17 protein-coding genes are annotated in these 22,316 nt (G+C 59.1%); 8 read left to right on the top strand and 9 right to left on the bottom strand.

Features of this window, described 5'->3' with window-relative positions:
• Positions 1 to 30: 30 nt before the first annotated feature.
• From Q0796_RS08145 to Q0796_RS08130, 4 genes are all read left to right on the top strand, one after another.
• Positions 31 to 630 carry a histidine phosphatase family protein gene (locus Q0796_RS08145; RefSeq protein WP_298441844.1) on the top strand — a complete coding sequence of 200 codons (600 nt, stop codon included), beginning with the start codon at positions 31 to 33 and terminating at the stop codon, positions 628 to 630.
• Between the two features lie 84 nt (positions 631 to 714).
• Positions 715 to 1,311: an RdgB/HAM1 family non-canonical purine NTP pyrophosphatase gene (rdgB, locus tag Q0796_RS08140; RefSeq protein WP_298441842.1), complete on the top strand. Its 597-nt coding sequence runs from the start codon at positions 715 to 717 to the stop codon at positions 1,309 to 1,311.
• A complete protein-coding gene (gene hemW, locus Q0796_RS08135) occupies positions 1,308 to 2,450 on the top strand; it encodes a radical SAM family heme chaperone HemW (RefSeq protein ID WP_298441839.1) in 1,143 nt (380 codons plus the stop codon). Before rdgB ends, hemW begins: the two co-directional genes overlap by 4 nt.
• 147 nt (positions 2,451 to 2,597) lie before the next feature.
• Positions 2,598 to 4,439 carry a DUF885 domain-containing protein gene (locus Q0796_RS08130; RefSeq protein ID WP_298441837.1) on the top strand — a complete coding sequence of 614 codons (1,842 nt, stop codon included), beginning with the start codon at positions 2,598 to 2,600 and terminating at the stop codon, positions 4,437 to 4,439.
• A gap of 500 nt (positions 4,440 to 4,939) precedes the next feature.
• Here Q0796_RS08130 and Q0796_RS08125 read toward each other — a convergent pair whose 3' ends face one another.
• Complete coding sequence (locus Q0796_RS08125) at positions 4,940 to 5,923, bottom strand: Gfo/Idh/MocA family oxidoreductase (protein ID WP_298441836.1); 984 nt, start codon at positions 5,921 to 5,923, stop codon at positions 4,940 to 4,942.
• A complete protein-coding gene (locus tag Q0796_RS08120; protein ID WP_298441834.1) occupies positions 5,920 to 6,246 on the bottom strand; it encodes an antibiotic biosynthesis monooxygenase in 327 nt (108 codons plus the stop codon). The genes Q0796_RS08125 and Q0796_RS08120 overlap by 4 nt, the downstream gene beginning before the upstream one ends.
• Positions 6,247 to 6,357: 111 nt before the next feature.
• Here Q0796_RS08120 and Q0796_RS08115 point away from each other — a divergent pair, with 111 nt between their 5' ends.
• Positions 6,358 to 7,206 (top strand): LysR family transcriptional regulator, encoded by an 849-nt coding sequence (locus Q0796_RS08115; protein ID WP_298441832.1) that lies wholly within the window; start codon positions 6,358 to 6,360, stop codon positions 7,204 to 7,206.
• Positions 7,207 to 7,301: 95 nt separating this feature from the next.
• Here the strand turns inward: Q0796_RS08115 and Q0796_RS08110 are convergent, their stop codons facing one another.
• Complete coding sequence (locus tag Q0796_RS08110) at positions 7,302 to 8,264, bottom strand: glucokinase (RefSeq protein WP_298441830.1); 963 nt, start codon at positions 8,262 to 8,264, stop codon at positions 7,302 to 7,304.
• 97 nt (positions 8,265 to 8,361) lie between these two features.
• Here Q0796_RS08110 and Q0796_RS08105 point away from each other — a divergent pair, with 97 nt between their 5' ends.
• The gene (locus tag Q0796_RS08105) at positions 8,362 to 9,417 is read left to right on the top strand and encodes a substrate-binding domain-containing protein (protein WP_298441828.1); all 1,056 of its coding nucleotides are present in this window, start codon (positions 8,362 to 8,364) and stop codon (positions 9,415 to 9,417) included.
• On the opposite strand, the gene Q0796_RS08100 is transcribed toward Q0796_RS08105, so the two are convergent.
• Both Q0796_RS08100 and Q0796_RS08095 read right to left on the bottom strand, forming a co-directional pair.
• On the bottom strand, positions 9,377 to 11,032 hold the full coding sequence (locus Q0796_RS08100) for an alpha-amylase family glycosyl hydrolase (protein WP_298441826.1): 1,656 nt from the start codon (positions 11,030 to 11,032) through the stop codon (positions 9,377 to 9,379). The two genes, Q0796_RS08105 and Q0796_RS08100, sit on opposite strands and share 41 nt — an antisense overlap.
• Positions 11,029 to 12,546, bottom strand: a complete 1,518-nt coding sequence (locus Q0796_RS08095; protein ID WP_298441824.1) for an MFS transporter — start codon at positions 12,544 to 12,546, stop codon at positions 11,029 to 11,031. The genes Q0796_RS08100 and Q0796_RS08095 overlap by 4 nt, the downstream gene beginning before the upstream one ends.
• A gap of 172 nt (positions 12,547 to 12,718) precedes the next feature.
• Between Q0796_RS08095 and Q0796_RS08090 the strand changes: the two genes are divergently transcribed.
• Together Q0796_RS08090 and Q0796_RS08085 are read left to right on the top strand one after the other, a co-directional pair.
• On the top strand, positions 12,719 to 12,895 hold the full coding sequence (locus tag Q0796_RS08090; RefSeq protein WP_298441822.1) for a hypothetical protein: 177 nt from the start codon (positions 12,719 to 12,721) through the stop codon (positions 12,893 to 12,895).
• Positions 12,896 to 12,947: 52 nt separating this feature from the next.
• Positions 12,948 to 13,718 carry a carboxypeptidase-like regulatory domain-containing protein gene (locus Q0796_RS08085; protein ID WP_298441821.1) on the top strand — a complete coding sequence of 257 codons (771 nt, stop codon included), beginning with the start codon at positions 12,948 to 12,950 and terminating at the stop codon, positions 13,716 to 13,718.
• Between the two features lie 62 nt (positions 13,719 to 13,780).
• Here the strand turns inward: Q0796_RS08085 and Q0796_RS08080 are convergent, their stop codons facing one another.
• From Q0796_RS08080 to Q0796_RS08065, 4 genes are read right to left on the bottom strand one after another with little or no spacing between them, the layout of a single operon-like run.
• Complete coding sequence (locus Q0796_RS08080; protein WP_298441819.1) at positions 13,781 to 16,183, bottom strand: TIM-barrel domain-containing protein; 2,403 nt, start codon at positions 16,181 to 16,183, stop codon at positions 13,781 to 13,783.
• Positions 16,184 to 16,194: 11 nt separating this feature from the next.
• Positions 16,195 to 18,093, bottom strand: coding sequence for an alpha-amylase family protein (locus Q0796_RS08075; RefSeq protein WP_298441817.1), 1,899 nt, complete (start codon positions 18,091 to 18,093; stop codon positions 16,195 to 16,197).
• 10 nt (positions 18,094 to 18,103) lie between these two features.
• A complete protein-coding gene (locus tag Q0796_RS08070; protein WP_298441815.1) occupies positions 18,104 to 20,734 on the bottom strand; it encodes an alpha-amylase family glycosyl hydrolase in 2,631 nt (876 codons plus the stop codon).
• Positions 20,731 to 22,233 (bottom strand): tryptophan halogenase family protein, encoded by a 1,503-nt coding sequence (locus Q0796_RS08065; RefSeq protein ID WP_298441814.1) that lies wholly within the window; start codon positions 22,231 to 22,233, stop codon positions 20,731 to 20,733. The genes Q0796_RS08070 and Q0796_RS08065 overlap by 4 nt, the downstream gene beginning before the upstream one ends.
• Positions 22,234 to 22,316: the final 83 nt, after the last annotated feature.

Genomic DNA, 22,316 nt, shown 5'->3' with positions numbered 1-22,316 from the left:
ACATCAGCCGTACCGCCGCGGTACGGTTTGATGCGCATTTCCAACCAAGCCAACGCTGGCCTCCGCTGTGCCGCTGCCCCTAAGCTGCCACCCAAACAGAAGGAGTTATCTGTGCCCCGCTATGCCTTGATGTTGCCGTTGCTGCTGAGCCTGTGCGCCAGCGCCACTGCCGCCCCCTATTCGCTCTATTTAGTCCGTCATGCCGAAAAAGCCGTTGACCCCGCTCAGCCGAAGGATCCGAGCCTAACCGCCTGTGGCATCCAGCGCAGCGCATGGTTGGCGCAGCTGCTGGCCAGCAAACAGATAGAAGCCATCTACAGCAGTGACTATCGCCGCACCCAACACACCGCTGCGCCCAGTGCGACGGCATTTGGGCTAACGGTGCAGTTGTACCATCCGGCTAAGCTGGCCGCCCTGCAGCAATTGCTGCAACAGCGCCAACAAAACGCCATGGTGGTTGGCCATTCCAACACCACCCCGGCCTTAGCGGGGTTGTTGAGCCAACAGCAACTTCAACCCCTTGATGAACAGCAGTTTGATCGGCTCTACCAACTGCAGCTTGATGGCGAACAAGTGAGCTTGAGCATCATTCAGCAAGACTTTAACTGCGATCCCACCCGCACCGACTAGCCACGGGGTTACGGACCCCCCTTCAAGGGAGTGACCACCCCTGCTACACTCTGCGCCAAATTTCCTGCGCGCAAGAGAATGTCGATGCAACAGATCGTTTTGGCCACCGGTAACGCCGGCAAAGTAAAAGAGTTCGCCCGCCTCCTGGCTGATTACCCCTTTGAGGTGCTGCCCCAGTCGCAATTCAACGTGGGTGACGTTGCCGAAGATGGCACCACCTTTGTTGAAAACGCCATCATTAAGGCGCGTCACGCCGCTCGCATCACCGGTTTACCGGCCATTGCCGACGACTCTGGGATTGAAGTGGATGCGCTGCAGGGCCAACCGGGGATCTACAGCGCCCGCTACGCCGGCGATCACGGCAATGCCGAAGCCAACCTGCAAAAGCTGCTGACCACCATGGCAGCCAAAACCGACCGCCGTGCCCGTTTTCAGTGTGTGTTGGTGTTTATGCGCCACGGCGAAGATCCTAGCCCAATCATCGCGCAAGCCAGCTGGGAAGGCGCCATTGCCCACGGCAAAAGTGGCGACGCCGGCCACGGCTACGATCCCATCTTTACCGTGGCGGGGGACAGCCGCAGCGCCGCCGAGCTCAGCGACGATGAAAAGAACGCCGTCAGCCACCGTGGCAAAGCCTTGGCGTTGCTGGTTGCAGGCCTGAAAGAGAAAGGCATTCTGTGAGCCCGTTGCCACCGCTGTCGCTCTACATCCACATTCCGTGGTGCGAGCAAAAGTGCCCCTACTGCGACTTTAACTCTCACGCCCGCAAGGGGGTGATCCCAGAACGCGAGTACGTGGCCGCACTGCTGGCCGACATGGCTGCCGATCTGCCCTTAGCTGGCGAGCGCGCCATCAGCAGCATCTTTATTGGCGGTGGCACCCCATCCCTGTTGTCGCCAGCGGGGATCAAAGCGATCCTCGACGGCAGCAAAGCGTTGTTGCCGTGGGTTGAGCACTGTGAAGTGACCATGGAAGCCAATCCCGGCACCTTGGAAGCCGATCGCTTTAAGCCCTACCGCGACGCGGGCGTTAACCGCTTATCGGTGGGAGTGCAGAGCTTTCAGCAAGATAAGCTGCAAATTTTAGGGCGGATCCACGGCGCAGAAGAAGCCCGTCGGGCGGCCCGCGAAGCACGCAAAGCGGGGTTTGACCGCTTCAATCTGGATTTAATGCACACGCTGCCGAACCAGAGTGTCGAGGATGCCCTGTACGATCTGGCCCAAGCGATTGAGCTCGATCCGCCGCATTTAAGCTGGTATCAGCTCACCATCGAACCCAACACCCAATTTGCTTCTAAGCCGCCAACGCTGCCGGACGAAGACACCCAATGGGCGATCTTCGAACAAGGCAAAGCGATGCTGGAAGCCGCCGGTTATCGCCAGTACGAGATCTCCGCTTGGGCCAAGCCCGGCTATCAGTGCCAGCACAACCTGAACTACTGGCGCTTTGGTGATTACCTTGGCATTGGCTGCGGCGCCCACGGCAAGCTCACCCAAGCCGACGGCCGCATTGTTCGCACCGTTAAGGTGAAGCACCCCAAGGGCTACTTAGACGCCGAGCGACAGCCGCTGGACAGCCACACCGTGGTTGCCAAAGCGGATCAAGCGCTGGAGTACTACATGAATCGGCTGCGGCTGCTCGAGCCGATGCCATTGGCCGAGCTTAACGAACGCACGCAACTGCAAGCTGCCGATGTGGCCGACACACTCGATTGGGCGTTGCAGCGTAAACTGATTGACCGTGATACCAAGCAGATGCAGCTAACCGAACGGGGCCATCGCTATCTGAATGAATTGCTGGGGCAATTTTTGCCAGAGTAAAACCGCAGCGCCCTGCTGCGGGCTCAATTGCACCGCCGTTACGCCAAGGTTACGGCGGTGACAAATCTGTTAACAGTTTCGGTTTTCGCCTTAAATCCACTCCATGCCACAATGCGCGCGATCACCTTTTTTCGCATGGAGTGCTAAATGAACAAGCTCAGTCTCGCCATCGCCTTTGCGCTTGGCAGCGCCACCTTGGCCGGGTGCGCCACCCCCACCGAATCCACGAACAGCAGCAACACCACCACAGCGGTTGTTGCGGTGGCCCAAACCGAATCTGAGCGCGCCAATGCCCTGTTCGAGGCGATGTTCATGGAAAACATCATGGCCTCGCCGGAATACCAAACCTACCTCGGCATTAAAACCGACTACGACAAGTGGGACGATCTGAGCCTCGCCGCCGACGAAGAAGAGCTGGCTCGAAAAAAACGCCACCTCGCGCAATTGGCCAGCATCGACGAAGCTAAGCTCGAAGGCCAAGCTCAGATCAGCTACACCCTGATGAAGCAGAAGCTGGAAAACGACATCGCCGATGATAAGTGGCGCTACTACAGCTACCCGGTAACCCAGATGTACGGCTACCAATCCGGCACCCCGTCGTTTTTGATCAACCAACACAGCATCAACAGCGTCGACGACGCCAAAGCCTACATCAGCCGCCTGCAAGGGGTTGAACTGCGTTTTGAGCAAGCGATCGCCCAGCTGCAAAAGCGCGAAGAGATTGGCGTTATGGCGCCTAAGTTCACCTTCGATTACGTGTTAAACGACAGCCGTAACGTCATCAGCGGCGCGCCATTTGCCGCTGGCGAAGACAGCCCAGTGTGGGCCGACTTTAAAGGCAAAGTGGCCAAGCTCAACATCAGCGAAGCAGACAAAGCGCAGCTGCTGGCCGACGCCAAAGCCGCCCTGCTGAACCAGTTTAAAAACGGTTACGACAACTTCATCGCCTTTATCGACGCGCAATCTCAGCGGGCCAGCACCAAAGATGGCGCTTGGAAGCTGCCACAGGGCGATCAGTACTACGCCAACCGCCTGCAGCGCACCACCACCACCGATCTCAGCGCCAAGCAGATCCACCAGTTGGGGTTGGATGAAGTGGCGCGAATTCACGGTGAGATGCGCGACATCATGAAGCAGGTTGGCTTTAGCGGCGATCTGCAGCAGTTTTTTGAGTTCATGCGAACCGACAAGCAGTTCTACTTAAACTCCGACGAAGAGGGCCGTAACGCTTACCTAGGCCAAGCCACCGCCATCATCGACGACATGGAAGGCCGCTTAGATGAGGTGTTTAACCTCAAGCCACAGGCGCGACTGAAAGTGCAGCGCGTGGAAGAGTTCCGCGAAAAGTCCGCCGGTAAAGCGTTCTACCAGCAACCGGCGCCGGACGGCAGCCGCCCAGGCATTTACTACGCCAACCTGTACGACATGAACGACATGCCCACCTACCAGATGGAAGCGCTGGCGTTCCACGAAGGCATTCCGGGTCACCACATGCAGATCGCCATCTCGCAAGAGCTGCAGGGGATCCCTAAGTTCCGCCGCTTCGGTGGCTACACCGCCTACATCGAAGGATGGGGCCTGTACAGTGAGTACCTGCCGAAAGAGATGGGCTACTACAGCGATCCCTACAGCGACTTTGGCCGCCTCGCGATGGAACTGTGGCGCGCCTGCCGCTTGGTCGTCGACACCGGCATCCACGACAAGCAGTGGACCCGTGAACAAGCGATCGATTACCTCGCCAAGAGCACCCCAAACGCGCACGGCGACGTGGTTAAAGCGATTGAACGCTACATCGTGATGCCAAGCCAAGCCACCGCCTATAAGGTGGGGATGCTGAAAATCCTAGAGCTGCGCGCCAACGCCAAGCAGCAGCTGGGGAATGACTTCAGTTTGCCGAAGTTCCACGATGCCATCCTCGCCAACGGCCCAGTGCCGCTGGACATGCTCGAGCAGCAAGTGAACAACTACATCGGCAGCGTTAAGTTGTAAGCCACAACGGCATCTCGCCGTCATCGTCACATCGTAACAATCGCAAAAGCGCCCTCATGATGAGGGCGCTTTTTTGTGGGGGACAATCCGCTACGGCGCCAACGGCATACCAGAAGCCTCATCACTGTGCTACCTGCCATCATTCAGTCCGCAGAAAAACATCACCACCGGATGAGCGCCTAATCGGGAATGACAACGCCGAGCCTGCTTTGCTGCCGCATCACAGCGTTGAGCGGTGCACTGCAAAATGAGGCTGAGCAACAGGATGTTGCGAGTGCATCGCTAAGCCATGGATGGCGCATCGATGCCGTGCCGAAGAAGGCGGTGCAAAGCGCGAAAGCTAAGCTGTGCTAAGGCGAAGGGATTCCAAAGGGGGGAACCCTCTTTGGGTACCATCGCCACTGCGACCTGCCCCATTAACGCAAAACCGCAGTATCCAGCCGCTGGCATGATCCGAACGGTGCAGCAGCACACGGTTAACTTCCCCTCTCCCCCCTCCCCTACGACACCGCTTGGTGCCACTGCATCAGCAGCGCCATCACTTGGCGGGAATCGTCCACCGTTGCGCTGGGGCGTGCCAACTGCTTCTCGCCACGGCGGAGCGCATCAATCACATGGCGAACTTGGTAGAGGAAACCATCGCCATCGGCGGTCACTTCGATGATCTGCTCCGGCTGTTCATACTCGGCCAACAGCAGCTGATTGCTTTCGCCCGGCAACCACGGGTTGCTGTGACAGCGCAGATAACCTTTGCTGCCCAGCAGCTCAAACTGGTGCGTTAAGCCATAGTCTTCGGCGCTGTGCAGCTGCGCCGTAACGCCATTGCTAAAGCGGGCGGCAACGTTGGCTTCCACGATGTTGCCGTCGCTGCCAACACGGCCAAAGCCGCTGAACTGCGCGCCCTTGCTGCAATCGCTGAGCCCCTGTTGCTGCAACACCAGCTGCAACAACGACAACGGATAGCAGCCCAGATTGAACAAAGTACCTTTAGAACCGGGATTGGTGAATTGGCTGATCGCCGCACTGTAACTGGCGTGCACGCTGTTCAGTTCGCCAATCGCCCCGGTTTGCAGCAGCCGCAACAACTCGCGGATCAGCGGGTGATTCAAATACATCAGCCCTTCGGCGAAGAACACACCGGCTTTGGCAACCGCCGCCAGCGCCCGCTCGGTACTGGCCATGTCTACCGACAGCGACTTTTCGCACACTATCGCTTTGCCCGCCTGCGCCGCTTTCACCACGTACTCGGCGTGCAAATGGTTTGGCAAAGCGATGTAGATGATGTCGATGGCCGGATCGGTGATCAGCGCATCGTAATCGGTGCCATAGGCCAACTGATACTGAGCGGCAAAATCAGCGCAAGTCTGCGGATTGCGACCCGCCACCAGCGCCACTTCACTGCGCCCCTCTAAGCGGATGGCGTCGATCATCACCCCAGAGATAAAACTGGTGCCGATGATCCCCCAACGTAGTGGCTTGCTCATTGCGGGCCTCCGTTGCGGGCGTCGACAAAATCCGCACCGAGCAAACGCCCTTCGGTCACGCTAACCAAGGTCGCGATCCCAGCAGCGATGAACGCTTGGGTGTGGGCCGCATCAAAATGCGCTTGCTGGGCATGCCGATCCACGTAGCGTTCCCACAGGATCAAGCGCCGCTCGTCTTGGCCATCTTGCATCGCATAGGCAAAGCTGCAACCGGGCTCGCGGCGCATGTCGGCACAAAATTGATTGATGGCAGCAAGGCCTGCGGCCAGCTCGATCTGCGGCGACAGCTGCAGTTCTGCGGTAAGGGTAATTTGATGAGGCACAGTGAGGCTCCAAAGCCGATGACAATGCCCCCAGCTTAATTGACAGCCCCACCCCAATAAACCACCATCAGTTTTGTTCTTTATAAACCATTAGTTTTCAATTGAGGTTCAATGGATAAGCTCACCAGCATGCAGGTGTTTGTGAAGGTGGCGGAACTGCGCCATTTCGCCAAGGCGGCGGTGTTGTTCAACATCAGTGCCACCATGGTTGGCAAGCACATCAAAAGCTTAGAGGCACAACTGGGCACCACCTTAATTCAGCGCACCACCCGCAAGCAGTTGCTGACCGAAGCGGGGCAATTTTATTACCGTGAATGTGTGGCGTTGTTGGCGCAGCTTCGCCAAAGCGAACAGCAGCTGCAGCGGATCACCCACAGCCCCAGAGGCGTGGTGCGCTTAAATGCGCCACTGACCTACGGCAATCTGGTGCTGGCGCCATTGCTGGGCAAGTTTCTGGCGCGCTACCCCGACATCGACGTTGAGCTGCAGTTGGACAATCGCCGCATCGCCATTGATGAACAGGTGGATGCCTTGATCCGCATTGGTGAGCTGGGGGAAACCACGCTGGTGGCACGGCAACTGGGGCATTATCCCCTGCGCTACTGCGCCGCCCCCAGTTACTTGGCGAAGCACGGCACCCCGCACACCCCTGCCGAATTAAGCGGCCATCACTGCCTTGGCTTTGATGGCGGCAGCGGCCAGAAACTGCTGCCCAAGCCACGGCTTGTCAGCAACAGCGGCGCCCTGCTGCAGCAAGCGGCGATTGATGGCGGCGGGATCCTGCTGCAGCCGACGATCTTGCTGCAAGCCGCGCTGGAACGCGGTGACTTGGTGCCGATCCTTCCGGATGCCACCCCAGCGCCCATGCCGGTGCAGCTGCTCTACCAAAGCGGCGAGCAGCCGTTGAAAAATCGTGCCTTGATTGAGTTTTTGTTGGCGGAGTTGCGCGAGAACAGTTAAGCGGATGAAGCGCGCGGCCAGCCGACATCACGGCATAAGCCGCGTTACGGGTTCACGGTATCGCCAAACACCGTGATGAACCGCGACCTAAAGCGTTAACAGCGATCCAGATAATACGCCGCCGCGCCCATCACTGCGGTGTCGGATTTTAACGCCAAGATCACCGGCACTGGGGTTAAGTAATCCACCATCAGCCCTTTATTGCCAAAGCAGGCGGTAAAGTCACTGGCGCAGAGGCTATCCACAATGCGGGGCAATATGCCGCCACCCAACCACACCCCACCGCGGGCGCCGTGAGCCAACACCAGATCCCCGGCAACGCTGCCAAGCCAGCGGCAAAATTCCAACACCGTGCGCTGGGCTAACGGGTCGCCATTGGCGGCGGCGTTGGTTAACTGCGCCGGCATATCGTAGCGGGCGGGCTGGCCTTCTAAAATCGCCATGGCGCGATACAGGTTGATCATCCCAGAGCCGCACAGCACCGACTCCACATTGACGTAGGGCAACATCAGCTGCAACTGCCCTAACAGCCGCGCTTGCAGCTCTGACGTGGCGGCCAAGCCGATGTGGCCACCTTCACAAGGATTAACCCGCCAGCCACTGCCGTCGGCCTGTAAGCTGGCCACGCCAAAGCCGGTTCCGGGGCCAAGCACCACCAACGGCGCCCCCGCCAATCCCGTCCCCGCTTTGATGGTTTGGGTGTGCGCCGCAGGCAGCAGCGGCACGCTGTAGGCGTAGGCAACAAAATCGTTGATCAGCCGCACCGGCACCCCCAGTTGCTCACTGAGCTGGCTTTCAGTGGCCAGCCACCCCAAGTTGGTCAGGCTGGCTTCGCCGTTGGTGACCGGCCCCGCCACCGCCAAGCAAGCACCGGTTAAGGTGATGTGGCTGGGTAAGGTGGCCAAATACTTGGCCACCGCATCGGCCAGCGAACGGCAATCGGCGCTGGCAAAGCGTTGCACCAGCTCAATCGAGTGGGCATCGCCAACGGCAATGGCAAAACGGGCGTTGGTGCCACCAATGTCGGCCACCAAGATCTGCTGCTGTGAATTGTTCATATTTATTGCACTTGTCCTTTACGAGGTCTGCGCCTCTTTCTATCCACGAAATCACTAAGTTATAGTGGCAAAACGTCAGTTGAAGGATGATCACATTATGACCAAAGGTAAGGCGACCTCATTTGATATCGCCCATTTGGCCGGAGTATCGCAATCCACCGTATCTCGGGCCCTGCGAAACAGCCCGCTGGTTAAGGCGGAGACCATCGCTCGCGTACACAAAATTGCCCGCGATCTAAATTATAAAGTCGACAAAAACGCCTCGGGATTACGCCTGCAACGCAGCGACACCTTAGCGCTGTTGCTGTTTGAGGATCCCACCAGCGACGATTCCCTGATCAACCCGTTTTTCCACGCCATGCTGGGCGCCATTACCCGCGCCTGCGCCCGCCAAGGCTACGATCTGCTGGTGTCGTTTCAGCAGCTGTCCGACGATTGGACCGCCGATTACGACGACAACCACAAAGCCGATGGCCTGATCTTACTTGGCTACGGCGACGATCTGGATTACCAGCCCAAACTGAAACAGCTTGAGCAACAAGGCACCCGCTTTGTGCGCTGGGGGCCCCAATCGGCGCTGGGGGTGTCCGTTGGCTGCGACAACCGCCGTGGCGGCTTTGAAGCCACCAACCACCTGATTGAACAAGGGCAACAGCGCATCGCCTTTGTGGGTACCGCCTCAGATCACTACCCCGAATTTTTGCAACGCTACCAAGGCTACGCCCAAGCGCTGGTCGCCAACGGCATTGGTCTGGATCCCAGCTTGCAGCAAGACGCCATCACCACCGAACAAGCCGGTGCCGCCGCCGCGTTGGCGCTGCTCGACCACGGCGCTAAGTTCGACGCCATCTTTGCCGCCAGCGATCTGATCGCCATCGGCGTGATCCAAGCCTTAAACGAACGCGGCCTGCGGGTGCCTGCAGACATCGCGGTGGTCGGCTACGACGACATCCAAGTGGCGCGCTTTTGCTCGCCGCCGTTAACCACGGTGCGTCAAGATCCCACCTTAGCGGGGGAAGCCCTAGTGCAAAGCCTGATCCAGCAGATCAGTGGCGACGCCGTCGCCGACACCACCATCCCCACTAAACTGGTGATCCGCAGCAGCTGCGGCGTTAACGCATCATCCGCTGTTGCAACTGCTGAGCAAGCTTAGGCTCGGTTACCGCTTCATCCAGCAACCACACCTGCACCCCATGCGCGGCCACCGTCGTGCTGAGGGTGCCGTTGCTGTGCTGGCCCGTTAACGCTTCGCGCCACGGCCCCGCTTGCAGCTGCTGCGTAAAACGTTGCGGCTGCTCGCCTTTGTTCAACAACACCAACGCCTGCTGCGCCACGCCATCGTGCTGGAATACCCGCATAAAGGCGGCGCGATCGCCCTGAAGTTCCAGCGTCAGTTGCAGCCCTTGCTGCAAAGCAATGTTGGCTTGGCGCACCTTGGCGATGGCGCTGAGCGCTTGCTGAATGGGGTGGCTTTTCGCTTGTTCGATCCGCGCCTGACCAAAGTAGTTGCGATTGCCAAAGTGCTCGCCCTTGCCGCGCTCAAAACCAATCTCAGAGCCGTAATAGATCACCGGAATGCCCCGGGCGGTAAACAACCAGTTGTGGGCATCAATGAAGCCCGCGTCGCTGGTGTTGATCCGTGCCATGTCGTGGTTGTCGTAAAAGGTGGTCAGCTCATAGGGATTCGCGTACGGCTGCTCGCCGCTGTGGGGATCCAGATAGAGGGTGCTGGCTAAGGTTTCAAAGCCTTGCCCCTGTTCAAAAATCTGCCCCAGCGCCTGCTTTTGCGGGAAGTCGAGCACGCTCATGCCGCCATTGTCCGCAAAGGTGTACTGGCCAATTTCTGCCGCATCAAACGAGTACACCTCGCCAAACATAAAGAAATTGGGGTGCTGGGCGCGAATGCGCTGGCTGAACTGCGCCCACGCAAAATTTGGGGCGTGTTTTACCGTATCCAACCGAAATGCCGTGGCGCCTTGGTCAATCCACTGTAAGTAAGCGCCAACAAAATAATCCATCACCGCCGGATTGGCGAAATCAAAGTCCGCTAACTGAGCCAGATCCGGCTGGGTGGCAAACATAGCGTGCAGCGGATTGGCGCGCGGGTTGAGCTGCGCTGGCGGCAGGTTTTGATGATCGGCCAACAGCTGCCCCGCGCCATCGTACAGTTTGCCGTATTCCGGCTGCGGCTGGGCCATGCTGTAAGCGGGCGAACCGTGATTGATCACCACATCCAAGATGGTCTGCAAGCCATTGGCTTGCAGCGCGGCGGTTAAGCCACGGTAATCCAGATCGGCCGAGGGCAGGTGCTCATCCAACTGATAGAAGTTGCTGCCCCAGTAACCGTGATAGGCCGCCTTGCCTCTGTCCATGCCAAACCCATTCAGCTTGATTTCGTCACCGCCAGTAAAGGCGGCGGCTGGGTTATCAACAATCGGCGTTAGCCACACCGCGCCAAAGCCCATGTCGGCAATGTATTTGGCGTTGTTAACCACCCCTTTAAAGTCCCCGCCCAGGTACCCAACGTTCGCCGGGCTATCGTCCTTCAGTTGCAACGGCAGATCAAAGCCAGAACTCGCGGCGTGATTATTGCTGGGATCGCCATCCACAAAGCGATCGGTTAGCAGAAAATACACCGCCTGTTTGGCAAAGGGGTGCAAGGTGCCGTAGTAGCTGCTCGCTTGGTCGCGGGCGGGATCGGCAACCGCGGCACAGCCAGCCAGATTGGCGCTGATCAGGGCGGTCAACAGCAGCGGGCGGATGCTCATGATTGGCTCACTCCTTGAACGTGACCGGCCGCAACCGAATCGTCCTGTACCGCAAACACGGCCACGGCCGCGATAACCCAACTTACGGCACCAATGAACAGGGCGTAGATCGGTTCGCTGTTAAAGCCGAGGCGCAGCAGCAGCCCCAACACGGTTGCCGCCACCAATTGCGGGATCACAATGAAGAAGTTAAAGATCCCCATGTACACCCCCAGCTTTTGCACCGGCAAGCAGCCCGCCAACATGGCGTAAGGCAGCGATAAAATCGAGGCCCACGCAAAGCCAACCCCCACCATCGCCACCATCAGCAGATCCGGGTTGTCGATCCACAGGAACGACATAAAGCCTGCGGCCCCCAACAGCAAGTTAAACTGATGCGCGCCACGCAACCCCAACAGCCGCACCAGCAAGGGGATGATCAGCGCGGCAATGGCGGCAAAGCCGTTGTAACCCGCAAACAGCATGCCCACCCAGTTGGCGCCTTGGTTATACAGCGCCGAAGCCGGATCGGTGCTGCCAAAATGGGTCGAAGTCACCGCTGGGGTCATGTAGATCCACATCGCGAACAGCGCGAACCACGAGAAAAACTGCACCACCGCCAAGCGCTTCATCGCCGTTGGCATCGAGAACAGATCGTTCATCACGCTGGTAACGCCGCTGCCATCGGCCGCCCGCTGGCCACGGCTCAGCCACAACTGCAACAGGCCAAACACCGCCAGCCCTAAGGTTAAGATGTACAGCTCTTTGTCCAGTGCAAACAGCGCAACCACCGCGGTGGCCAGCACCCCAGGCAGCGCCCACATTAAGCCACTGCGTTGCCATTGGGGCGCGCTGCGCTGCTGCAGTTGGTATTCGGCGCTGTGGCTTTCCTCAAAGCTGGCCAGCTGCTCTGGCGAATACTCTTTCGAAGAGAACACCGTCCAGCCCACCGCCAGCAGCAACACCACGGCACCCGCGTAAAACGAGTAGATCACTGTATCGGGCAAGGTGCCGGCGGCAGCGGTGTTGTTGACCCCCGCTTTTTCCAGCAGCCACGGCATGGCCGACGCCACAACCGCCCCCACGCCGATAAAGAAGCTTTGCATCGAGTAACCCTGCGCCTGTTGCCGCTTAGGCAGGTTATCGCCCACGAAAGCGCGAAACGGTTCCATCGACACGTTAATGGCGGCGTCGAGGATCCACAGGGTACCTGCCGCCATCCACAACGCCGACGCGTTGGGCATCACCACCAGCGCCAGCGACGTGGCAATGGCACCGTAGAGGAAGTAAGGGCGACGACGGCCAAGGCGGGTCCAGGTTTTATCGCTGAAGTGGCCAATGATTGGCTGCACCAGCAAGCCGGTTAAGGGCGCGGCAATCCATAGGATCGGCAGGGTGTCCATGTCGGCACCCAAGGTTTGAAAGATGCGACTGACGTTGCCGTTTTGCAGGGCAAAACCAAACTGGATCCCCAGAAAACCAAAACACATGTTCCAGATCTGCCAAAACGACAGCTGCGGTTTTTCCTTACCCATCCCAAGTTCCTCTCAGGCTGCGGAGTGTGCAAGCGCGTGATGCGGCGTTGCCATTCCGTCTCATAATGTGAATTTCAGTGAAATTGATGTAATCACAGCGCCAACGCCGCAACAACTTTTGCATACGTATTCATGCAGCAGTGCAAACTCCTGCGGCGAAATCGCGGCACTTTTGAGCAAATCGAAGAAAGTGGGCCCCCACGGCTTTCGTTGGCTTCCCGTTGGCTTGACCGTCGCCCTAGCCCAGCGCCATGACAAATCCGTTGATGCCGTGGCGCTGACGCTCCAAGCGTGGCTTATGGCCACGCAACGGCTGCACAACAGCGCCGTTGCAACGCTGGATTTTTAACCGCATATGCGTAAGTTAAGCCTTTGTTTATTGTGCACAACAAGGAGGTTTTATGCGTTTGTTCCCCGCCGCGCTGTTGGCGCTACTGCCGCTGACGGCGCTGGCTGACGACACGGTGACCATCAGCGGTAAGGTCACCGATCGCCACGGCCAACCGATCAGCCAGTGCGATGTGATCTTTAACCCCAGCGCCTTCATCGGGGACGATTCCCTCTACTTTAAATGCGATGAAAATGGGCGCTATCGCGCCGAGGTGCCCGCAGGCCACTACAACTCGCTGTACAGCCTCGATCTGCCCCAATACGCCAAGACTCAGCTGGAGTTTTGGGGCTGGAATTTAACGCTGACCGAAGACGAGGTGATCGACATCGCCTTCGACACCATCGAGGTGTACTCCCTTAATGTGTGGGCCTCTAATGGCGGCTCCAATTCGGTGTTCGCGGCCTTTCGACCGATGCATCTGGCCAAGGCGTTAGCGCCGCAATACCGGCGCACCACCATGCAGGGCAATGACATTGCGGTGTTCGACATCACCCCAGAACTGGACGCCAGCCAGATCCTTGCCCACATTGATGGCAAGCCGCTGCAGTTGCTCAACTACCACTGGAGCTATGAGCAGATCGGCGACTGTGGCCAGCAAGCGCCAGCGGGCATTAACGCCAACGAGCCCTGCCATATGCCGATGATCATTGCCCAATTCAAGAAGCCAACGCTGAGCCCCGGCAAACACCAGTTTCGCTTGCGGATCAGTGATAAACGCAGCGGCGACATTGGCGAAGGGCTCACCCACTTTGTCAGCAATCAGGTGGGGCTTGGGTTTTAAGCGCCACTTGGATCCCGCGCAGCAAGGCGCGCCCGGCGTTCGATGCCACCGCGGCTCGGCGCTTACCAGCTGGCCTCAATCCTCTTGTCGGCGTCCGCCCAATCAAACTGCACCACAATGGCGTTGCCATCCCGTTGCCACGACAGCGGCTTGCCATCCAGCAGCAGGCGCTGTGGCTCTGGCAACTGCTGCAGCTTCAGCGTCAGTTGCCGTTGCTCCGGCTTGCCGGGGTAGTCACCGCCTTGGCGCTGCAAGTGGATGCTGACCCCGTTGGCGGCGGCCTTGGCCTTAAACTGCAGCAGCTCGTGCTGGCCGTTGGCGATGGCGTTGGGATCAACGCCGTCGTCTTCGTACATCATGCCGCTGCTGGTGGCGGCGCTGGGATCAAAGTAGTAGTTCAGCTCTAACTCTGCGCTGCTGTACTGCTTGGTGGAAGGCTTAGCCGCCACCATCGGCACAAAGCTGCCCGCTTGCACCAACACTGGAATGGTCTCTTGGGTGACCGGCACCAGCACCTTGCTGCCGCCAACGTAGCGTTTGCCACTGAAGAAATCGAAGTAGATCCCCTTTGGTAGATCAAAGCTAACGTGGGTCACCGCAGCGTCGGTCACCGGCGCCACCACCAAGGCATCGCCAAAGCGGTAGGCGTCGCGCACATCAAACAGTTCGGTTTGATCCATCAACAGCGGTCGCATCAGCGGCACCCCTTGGCTGCTGTTTTGGTAAGCCATGGTGTAGATGTACGGCAGTAAGCGGTAACGCAGCTTGATGTAATCGCGCACAATCCGCTTCACTTCGCCATCGTGAAAAATCGGCTCTGGGGCGATGTTCTCTTGGGCGTGGGGGCGATACACCGGCTGGAACACCCCGTACTGCAACCAGCGCAGGTACAGTTCGGGGTTGAACACTTCGCCGCCAGCAAAACCGCCCAGATCCGAGTGGTTGTAGCCTAAGCCCAACATGCCCATCTGCAGCGACAACTCCACCTGCGGTTTTAGCCCGCCCCAACTGCGAGAGACGTCGCCGGTCCAAGGGATCATGCCGTAACGCTGGGAGCCAACAAAGCCGGAGCGCATCATGATCATCGGCCGTTGATCCGGCTGCGCTTGCTGCAAGCCGTCGAACACCATTTTCGCCCATTGATGGCCATAGGCGTTGTGTATCTCGTCGCCGCTGGCGCTTAAGTTGGCGCTATCCAGTTGGTGTTGGGATCCGGCCGGATGCACTTCCGGCTCGCCCAGATCGCCCCACCAACCACTGACGCCATCGGCCAGTAATCGCTGGTAAGCCTGCCAGAACCACTGCTGGCCGTTGTTGCTGAACACGTCCACTAAGCCGGTGTTACCGAAGTAAAAATCAAAGGTTTGTGGCTGGGCATCAACGGTTGTGGCCAACGCCTTGGCGTCCACCGCTTCTTGCCAGCGGTTGGCGCTGGTCAGCACAAACGGTTCGGTGATCACCACGGTGTTGACCCCTTGCTGCTTGAAGTCGGCGATCATCTGCGCGGGGGTTGGCCACGCGGCGTGATCCCACGCCAGATTGCCCATGTGGCCTTTTACGTCTTTGCCGAACCAGTACAGATCCAGCACGATCGCATCCAGCGGAATGTCTTGCTCGCGAAAGCTGGCCACCACGTCTCGCGCTTCTTGTTCGTTGTGGTAGCCAAAGCGGCTGGCAAAGTTGCCCAGCGCCCAGCGCGGTGGCAGCGGCTGCCGACCGACGGCGGCGGTGTAGTTGCTCAGCAGTTCGGGGTAGTCTTCGCCGGCGCTGATCAAATAACTGGTGCGCCCGCCCATCGCTTCAAAAGCCAGCACCTCGGCGTCGGTTTTGCCGATATCAAGCCAGCCCGAGGCGGAGTTATCGAACACCAGCGCGTATTTGCGATCGGACATCACCGCCGACAAGCCGTAATACATCTGTTCGGCGTGGGTGGTGTAGCCGTAGCTGGCTTTGTTGTACAGCGGCAAGCGCTGACCGCGCCGATCCATCCCCACCACCCGCTGACCGCCGCCCAGCAGCCGTTCCTCGGGGCTTAACGAGAACTGAAAGCCGCGGCGGTCCTCGCTCAGCACCAACCCTGGCGCTTCGCTGGTCAGCAGCTGGTTATGCTCATCAACAAAGCGGATCCGCAGCGGACTGGTGCTCACCAGCGCGCTGATGTCGGCCAAGGCAAAGCGCAGCTCACCAGCGGTTTGGCTGAGCTGACCTTGCCCTTTGGGCGCGTCTTCGGCAACGGCGAACGACGGCAATTGGGTCAGCCCCTCGGGGCGATAATCCACCGCGATGGTGCCCTTGCCGATGGCCCGTAAGGCCACCTGCCCTTCGTCGGTCTGCAGGGTTAAGGTGCTGCCATCTTGGCTCAGTTGATGGCCACTGACGGTGGCGGCCAGCGCGGGCAACGCCAACGTTGGCAGGGTTAGAGCGGTGGCGACACAAGCGCCCAGTACGGTTCGGCTAAACTGCATCCGAATAATCCTTATTGTCGTTGCCAGATCTGCGATTGCAGCGGGGCTACGTAGCTGTTGATGGTGCCAATGCCGTTGCGAACAATCAGCTGATTTTTTAAGCCACTGAGGCGATCGATCACGCTGTAGCGGCCATCGCTCAGTTGCCACTGGCTGATCAGCGCCGCTGGCACGGTCAGCGCCAATTGGCTGCCTTGGTTCTGGCTGAAGTTGTTGACGATCAGCAACTGCTGTTGCTCGCTCCAGCGGGCAAAACTGAACAGTTTCGAGTGGTAGCCGTCGCTGTTTTTATTGGCTTGATGCAGGCTTTGGTACTGCCCCAGCAGCGCTGGGCTGCTGGCGCTAAAGCGCATTAGGGTGACGTAATAATCTCGCAATTGCCGCTCGGCGTCGCTCAGCTGGCCGCCATCGAACTTGCCGTTGTTCATCCAGCGTTGATGGTGCGGTACGCCCCAGTAATCGAAGATGGTGGTGCGGGTGGCTTGGCCAAAGCCCGCATCGCCCGCACCGGGTTCGCCCACCTCTTGGCCGAAGTAGAGCATGGTGGGCGCGGTTGAGATGGTGGCCGACAGCACCATCGCTGGCAGCGCATTTTCCGCCTTACCGGCAAAATCGGCACTGGCGATCCGCTGTTCGTCGTGGTTTTCCAAGAAGTGCAGCATGTGCTGTTCGATGTCCGCCAGCCCCGCTTGAATTGGCGCAATCTCGTCGGTGGACTGCTTGTCTTGGATGATCCCTTTAAGGGTGTCGTACAGTTCCACTTTGTCGTACAGGTAATCCATCCGCCCCAAATTGATGTAGTTGCGGTACTCCTTGGGGTTGTACACCTCGGCCAGTAAGAAGGCGTCGGGGTTGGCCTGCTTGATGGCGCTGTTCATGAAGCTCCAAAACTCGACCGGCACCATCTCTGCCATGTCGTAGCGGAAGCCATCAATGCCGAAGGCGGTCCAGAACAGGGCGATGTCGCGAAACTTCAACCAGGATGACGGCACCGATTTGCCCTGCCAGAAGGCGTAGTGATCCTCGATCGGGCGATTGGCGTAATCCGCCGGCAGCAGCGGGAAATCTTTGCTGCCATCGGGGCGGATCCCGTAGTTCACCTTGATGGTTTCATACCAATCGTGAAAGCCCGGTTTGGCGGCGCGGGCGCCGTTGCCGGTCCATTTGGCGGGGGATTCCGCAAACTGACCATCCACCAGCGGGTTGGCTTCGCCCCCCAGCGGCTGGTAGCCGTCTTGCCAATCCGGCAGCTGGAACGCTTGCCCCGGCACGTAGTAGAAGTTGTTGTCGCGGGCGTAGGCCACGCTGGTGTCGTCATCGGCGCCAAAATCGCGCACGCCTTCCGGCTTGCCCAGCGACCGGTAATCCCGAGCGATGTGGTTCGGCACGATGTCGATCAGCACCTTCATGCCGTGGCGGTGGGTGCGTTCCACCAACGCTTTGAATTCCGCCATCCGCTGAGCCGGATCTTGGGCTAAATCGGGGTTAACGCTGTAGTAATCCTTCACCGCGTAAGGCGAGCCCGCCCGCCCCTTAATCACATCGGGATCGTCGTTGCTGATCCCATGCGCGCGGTAATCGGTGGCGGTGGCGTGGTGCAACACGCCGGTGTACCACACGTGGCTCACCCCCAGCTGTTTGATCCCCTGCAGCGCGGCGTCGTTAATGTCGGCAAACTTACCCACGCCGTTCTCCTCGAGGCTGCCCCAAGGCTGGTTGGTTTGGTTGGTGTTGCCAAACAAACGAGTGAACATCTGATACACCACCGCTTTGCGTTCGGGCTGCGCCGCGCTGGCCGGGGCGTGCTCAGCAGCCCCGCTGCGATCGTTGTGATGGCTGATGTTGGCCGCGCAGCCACCCAGCGCCAAACTGACGCCGATGGCGGTCGCTAATGTGTGTTTACGAAGCATCCACTTGTCCTTATTGATTATCTTGTGGCAGCTGCAACAGCAACTGATCCATGATTTTTGCCCCGTGGCCGCCAAATGCCCAAGGCCCAGGTTGCGCCGCCAGCGGCCGCAGTTCGCCTTCGCCACTGCGATCCCAACTGCTGATGTGGATGGCAACCCCATCCCATTGGGTTATGTCAAAGGCGGCCGCATCGTAGCTTAGGGTGATCTGCTGCTGAGCCGGATCGGTGTTGATGGTGGCCGCCGGCGACACCAACTCGCCCCGTTGTTGTGGTTGGGCGGGGTTGGCGCGAAACAAACTGCTGCCCCAGCCATACACGCTGTGGCCGATGTGCCAGCCTTGCGGCCACTGGGCGTTCAATTGTGGCAAGGCCGTTACCTGGCTGGGGCCACGCTGGGCGCTCAGATCAAAAAACAGCGACAGCGCCAGGTTGTCGAAACCGTTGCTGGGCTGCCAACCGTTGCTGAGCTCGGCCATGGTTAGGGTAAGCCGTAATACGCTGCCCGCCGCTTCCGCCTTGGCACTGAGGATCTCGCGCTGCTGGCCACTGTTGGCGTGGGTGGGGTTGCGGTAGCTGCCATCCAAACCAAAGCCGTCGTTGCTGGGATCTAACACCTGCACCTGCAAACTGGGCTGGCGCAGTTCGGTGCGGTAATGGACGCTGGGACTGACCGCCCCGCTGCCCGGTTGCAGCAGATTAAAGCGGTGCTGGCTCAGCCCCAGATCCGTCACCGGCAACCGCAGCTCAAAGTGGCCATCATCATCCACCGCCAATTCTTGCAGCGTGGCAGGCGCGCCATCAAACAGCAGCTGCAACGACGACACGTCGGCCTGCGCTAACTGGCCGCGCAGGCGGGTGGCTTGGGTTAGGGGGTGCTGCGGCAGTGGGTCGAGCCAACGGATCGCCAAGGGCGCCACGCTGTCGCCTTGGCGGCGCAGCAGCTGATAGACCTGAATGCTGCTTCCTTGCAGCGGCAGCATTGGCCCCCATGGGGTTGCCTCTGCTGCTGTTGAATCGGCTGCTGTTGAATCGGCTGCTGTTAAATCGGCAGCTGTTAAATCGGCAGAGACGGCGCCGTTTTGATCCAACAGCAAGCGCAGCGCATCGTTACGGCCCAAGCCCAGTTCGGCACGGCTAAGCAAACGCGGGCTGGTGGCGGTGTTCATCAACACCAACACTTCCCGCCCTTGGTATTCGCGCAGATAGGCCAGCGCGCCGGGGCCACTGGCTTCGGCGTACAGCTGGGTTAAGCTGCCGCGACTGAACAGCTTGTCGCTGCGGCGCAGCTGCGCCAACTGTTGCACAAAGCGAAACAGCGTCGACGTGTCATCAAACTGATCCTGCTGGCTCAGGTAGCCGCCAGCAAACATCGCTTGGCGGCTGTGCTGCAGCCCTTGCTCATCCCCTTGGTAGATCACCGGAATGCCCGGAATGGTAAAGATTGTCGCCAGCGCTTGCTTAAAACCGTGGCGCGAGCCCGAAGCCAAAAAGCGGGCGGTGTCGTGGTTATCAACGAAGTTGGGCACCAAGTATGGGTTGGCGTAATGGCGCATCTGCTGCGCTAAGCGATAGGCCAACTGCGCGGGCGGCTGCCCTTGGGCAAACACCCGATCCAGCTCGAAATAGAGCGGAAAACCGATAACGCTGCTGAGCTCGGGCTTGGTTGGGCTGCCGCTGTAGCTGGCCACTTGCTGTTCGCCGTCGTCTTGGAACGGCTCGGAGCCAACAAACACTTCGCCAAAGCTGAAGAAATCGGCCTTGCCTACCGCCTTGGCGGCGGCGTTGATGCCGTCGTCGCTGTGAAAGAAGTCGTGCCAAAAATCATGTTCGACGTATTTGGCGGTATCCACCCGAAAGCCATCAACCCCAACCTGTTCAATCCAATAGCGGTAGCTGCGCTTCAACGCTTGCCGCACTTGCGGGTTGCTGGTGTTGAGATCCGCCAAGCTGGCCAGTTGGTAGTTCCGCTCTTGGTGCGGATCCTGATAATCACTGATGGAGGGTGTCCAGTGGTAGATGTCGGCGGCCACGTCTTCAGGGTTGTGGCGATCGGCCTGATCAAATGGCGCTTGGCTGGGGCGCCGGTTGCCGGGGGTGGCATCGGCGTAGCTCACAAAGTTACTGGCGCTGTTGGCGGGATCGTACTGGCCTTGGTAGCCAAACAGGTTGGCGCTGTGGTTGGCGACAATGTCTTGCACCAGATACATGCCGCGCTGGTGCAGGTTGTCCGCCAGCGCTTGGTAATCGCTTAAATCCCCGTAGTGTTCATCCACCTGCATAAAGTTGGTGGCCCAATAGCCGTGATAACCGCCATATTGCCCTTGGGGAAACCACCATTGATTGGCCACCGGCGGGGTGATCCACACGGTGGTGGCCCCCAGCTTCGCGATGTAATCCAGCTGCTGGGTTAGCCCCCGCAGATCGCCGCCGCTGTAACGGCGGCCATCGGCGGGATCGTATTCCCCCGCCCCTTGGTTGTTGTTGCTTGGATCGCCATCGTTAAAGCGATCGATCATGGCAAAGTAGATGATCTGATCTTGCCACGGCGGCGAAGCCACCACCGCCGTGGGCGGCGTTTGCTGGCAACCACTGAGCAGCATCAACGCGGCACTGGCACTTAGGCGAAAGGCACGGTTCATTGCTGGGACTCCTTGGCGCGGCAATAGCGCTGAATAAACTGCTGATGGGTTGGCAACGGCTGCTGCAGCTGGGTGGTGATGCTGGCCAGATCCATCATAAACTGGCTTAACTGTGGATGGGTTAACCCATCCGCTAACGGGTGGTATTGCTGCGGCTGCAGATTCTGGCCAATCATCACCTGCAACCACGCCACCTCGGTAAACAGCTCATCTTGCTGCCGCACAAGGCGGCCACTGTTGGCAAACAGCGCCAGTTTTTGCTGCAAGCTGGCGGGCAGCGCCATCTGTCGCAGCCGCTGCCAAAATGGCTCGTGCCGTTGATTCAGGTGGTAATGCAGGATGATAAAGTCGCGGATCTGCTCCATCTCTAACTGGGCTTCACGGTTAAACTGCTGCCGCTCTGGGGCCATGTCGCTACTGGCGGGAAACAACTTCACCAAACGTTGCACAGCACTTTGAATCAGATGAATGCTGGTGGACTCCAGCGGCTCTAAAAAGCCCGACGACAAGCCGATGGCGATGCAGTTGTGGCTCCACACTTGATCCCGACGGCCGGTGGTAAACTGCAGCCGCCGTGGCGGCGCCAAGGGTTCCCCCTCCAAACTGGCCAACAGCAGCGCTTCGGCGTCGTCGTCGCTCATCGCTTGGCTGCTGTAAACAATGCCGTTGCCTTGCCGATGCTGCAGCGGAATGCGCCATTGCCAGCCTGCTTGGTGGGCAATTGAGCGAGTGTAGGGTTTGAGCTCGCCGCTGTTGCGGCTGGGCACGGCGATGGCGCGATCGCAGGGCAACCAATGCTGCCAGTTGTGGTAGCCCACCCCCAGCGCGTCGCCAATCAGCAGCGCGCGAAAGCCGCTGCAGTCGATGAACAGATCCGCTTCCAGCCGTTGCCCATCTTGCAGCTGTAAGGCGGCGATGTTGCCACAGCCGTGCTGCGCCACCGCGCTAATGCGCCCTTCAATGCGGCGTACCCCTCGCTGCTCGCTGTACTGACGCAAGAACTGGGCATAGCGACCGGCATCAAAATGGTACGCGTGGATCAGGGGGCCGATGGGGCTGCGCTCTGGCATGTTAACCAAGCCAAACTGATTGTGTTTGGCCGCTTGGTAGTTCAACGAAAAGTCCCACAGCGAACTGGCGTGCCCCTGCTGCTTAAAGCGCAACCAGTGCTGATGAAACGGGGTTAGCCCCAGTTGTTTGCCGATGTTGCCAAAGGCGTGCATGTAGCTGTCGTTCGCCTGTCCCCAGCCTTCAAACTGGATCCCCAATTTTACTGTGGCCGCGCAGGCAGACATGAATTCGGCTTCATCCAGCCCAAGGGCTTGGTTGAAGGTATGGAGCGGTGGGATCGCAGCCTCGCCAACGCCAATGGTGCCGAGCTGCTCGGACTCCACCAGCGTGATCGCCACTTGTTGGCCTAAGGTGCGGCACAACAAGGCGGCGGTCATCCAACCGGCGCTGCCGCCACCGGCAATCATTACCTGTTTAATTGGCTTCATGATGGGCTGCTATCCTTTGAATTTTTTAGAAAAAAATACCCCTGCCCGAAGACAGGGGTATAGGTTCCAACTAACTGAAGTTA

This window comes from uncultured Ferrimonas sp. (assembly GCF_947489035.1).
Lineage (GTDB): Bacteria > Pseudomonadota > Gammaproteobacteria > Enterobacterales > Shewanellaceae > Ferrimonas.
Note: the sequence above shows the minus strand (reverse complement) of the source record. Positions and strands in the feature narration are given on the sequence as shown.

Coding starts and splice junctions, on each gene's coding strand:
- Q0796_RS08145 (WP_298441844.1), top strand. CDS start 31: ATGCGCATTTCCAACCAAGCCAACGCTGGCCTCCGCTGTGCCGCTGCC.
- Q0796_RS08080 (WP_298441819.1), bottom strand. CDS start 16,183: ATGCAGTTTAGCCGAACCGTACTGGGCGCTTGTGTCGCCACCGCTCTA.
- Q0796_RS08085 (WP_298441821.1), top strand. CDS start 12,948: ATGCGTTTGTTCCCCGCCGCGCTGTTGGCGCTACTGCCGCTGACGGCG.
- Q0796_RS08105 (WP_298441828.1), top strand. CDS start 8,362: ATGACCAAAGGTAAGGCGACCTCATTTGATATCGCCCATTTGGCCGGA.
- Q0796_RS08115 (WP_298441832.1), top strand. CDS start 6,358: ATGGATAAGCTCACCAGCATGCAGGTGTTTGTGAAGGTGGCGGAACTG.
- Q0796_RS08075 (WP_298441817.1), bottom strand. CDS start 18,093: ATGCTTCGTAAACACACATTAGCGACCGCCATCGGCGTCAGTTTGGCG.
- Q0796_RS08095 (WP_298441824.1), bottom strand. CDS start 12,546: ATGGGTAAGGAAAAACCGCAGCTGTCGTTTTGGCAGATCTGGAACATG.
- Q0796_RS08100 (WP_298441826.1), bottom strand. CDS start 11,032: ATGAGCATCCGCCCGCTGCTGTTGACCGCCCTGATCAGCGCCAATCTG.
- rdgB (WP_298441842.1), top strand. CDS start 715: ATGCAACAGATCGTTTTGGCCACCGGTAACGCCGGCAAAGTAAAAGAG.
- Q0796_RS08070 (WP_298441815.1), bottom strand. CDS start 20,734: ATGAACCGTGCCTTTCGCCTAAGTGCCAGTGCCGCGTTGATGCTGCTC.
- Q0796_RS08065 (WP_298441814.1), bottom strand. CDS start 22,233: ATGAAGCCAATTAAACAGGTAATGATTGCCGGTGGCGGCAGCGCCGGT.
- Q0796_RS08110 (WP_298441830.1), bottom strand. CDS start 8,264: ATGAACAATTCACAGCAGCAGATCTTGGTGGCCGACATTGGTGGCACC.
- Q0796_RS08130 (WP_298441837.1), top strand. CDS start 2,598: ATGAACAAGCTCAGTCTCGCCATCGCCTTTGCGCTTGGCAGCGCCACC.
- Q0796_RS08125 (WP_298441836.1), bottom strand. CDS start 5,923: ATGAGCAAGCCACTACGTTGGGGGATCATCGGCACCAGTTTTATCTCT.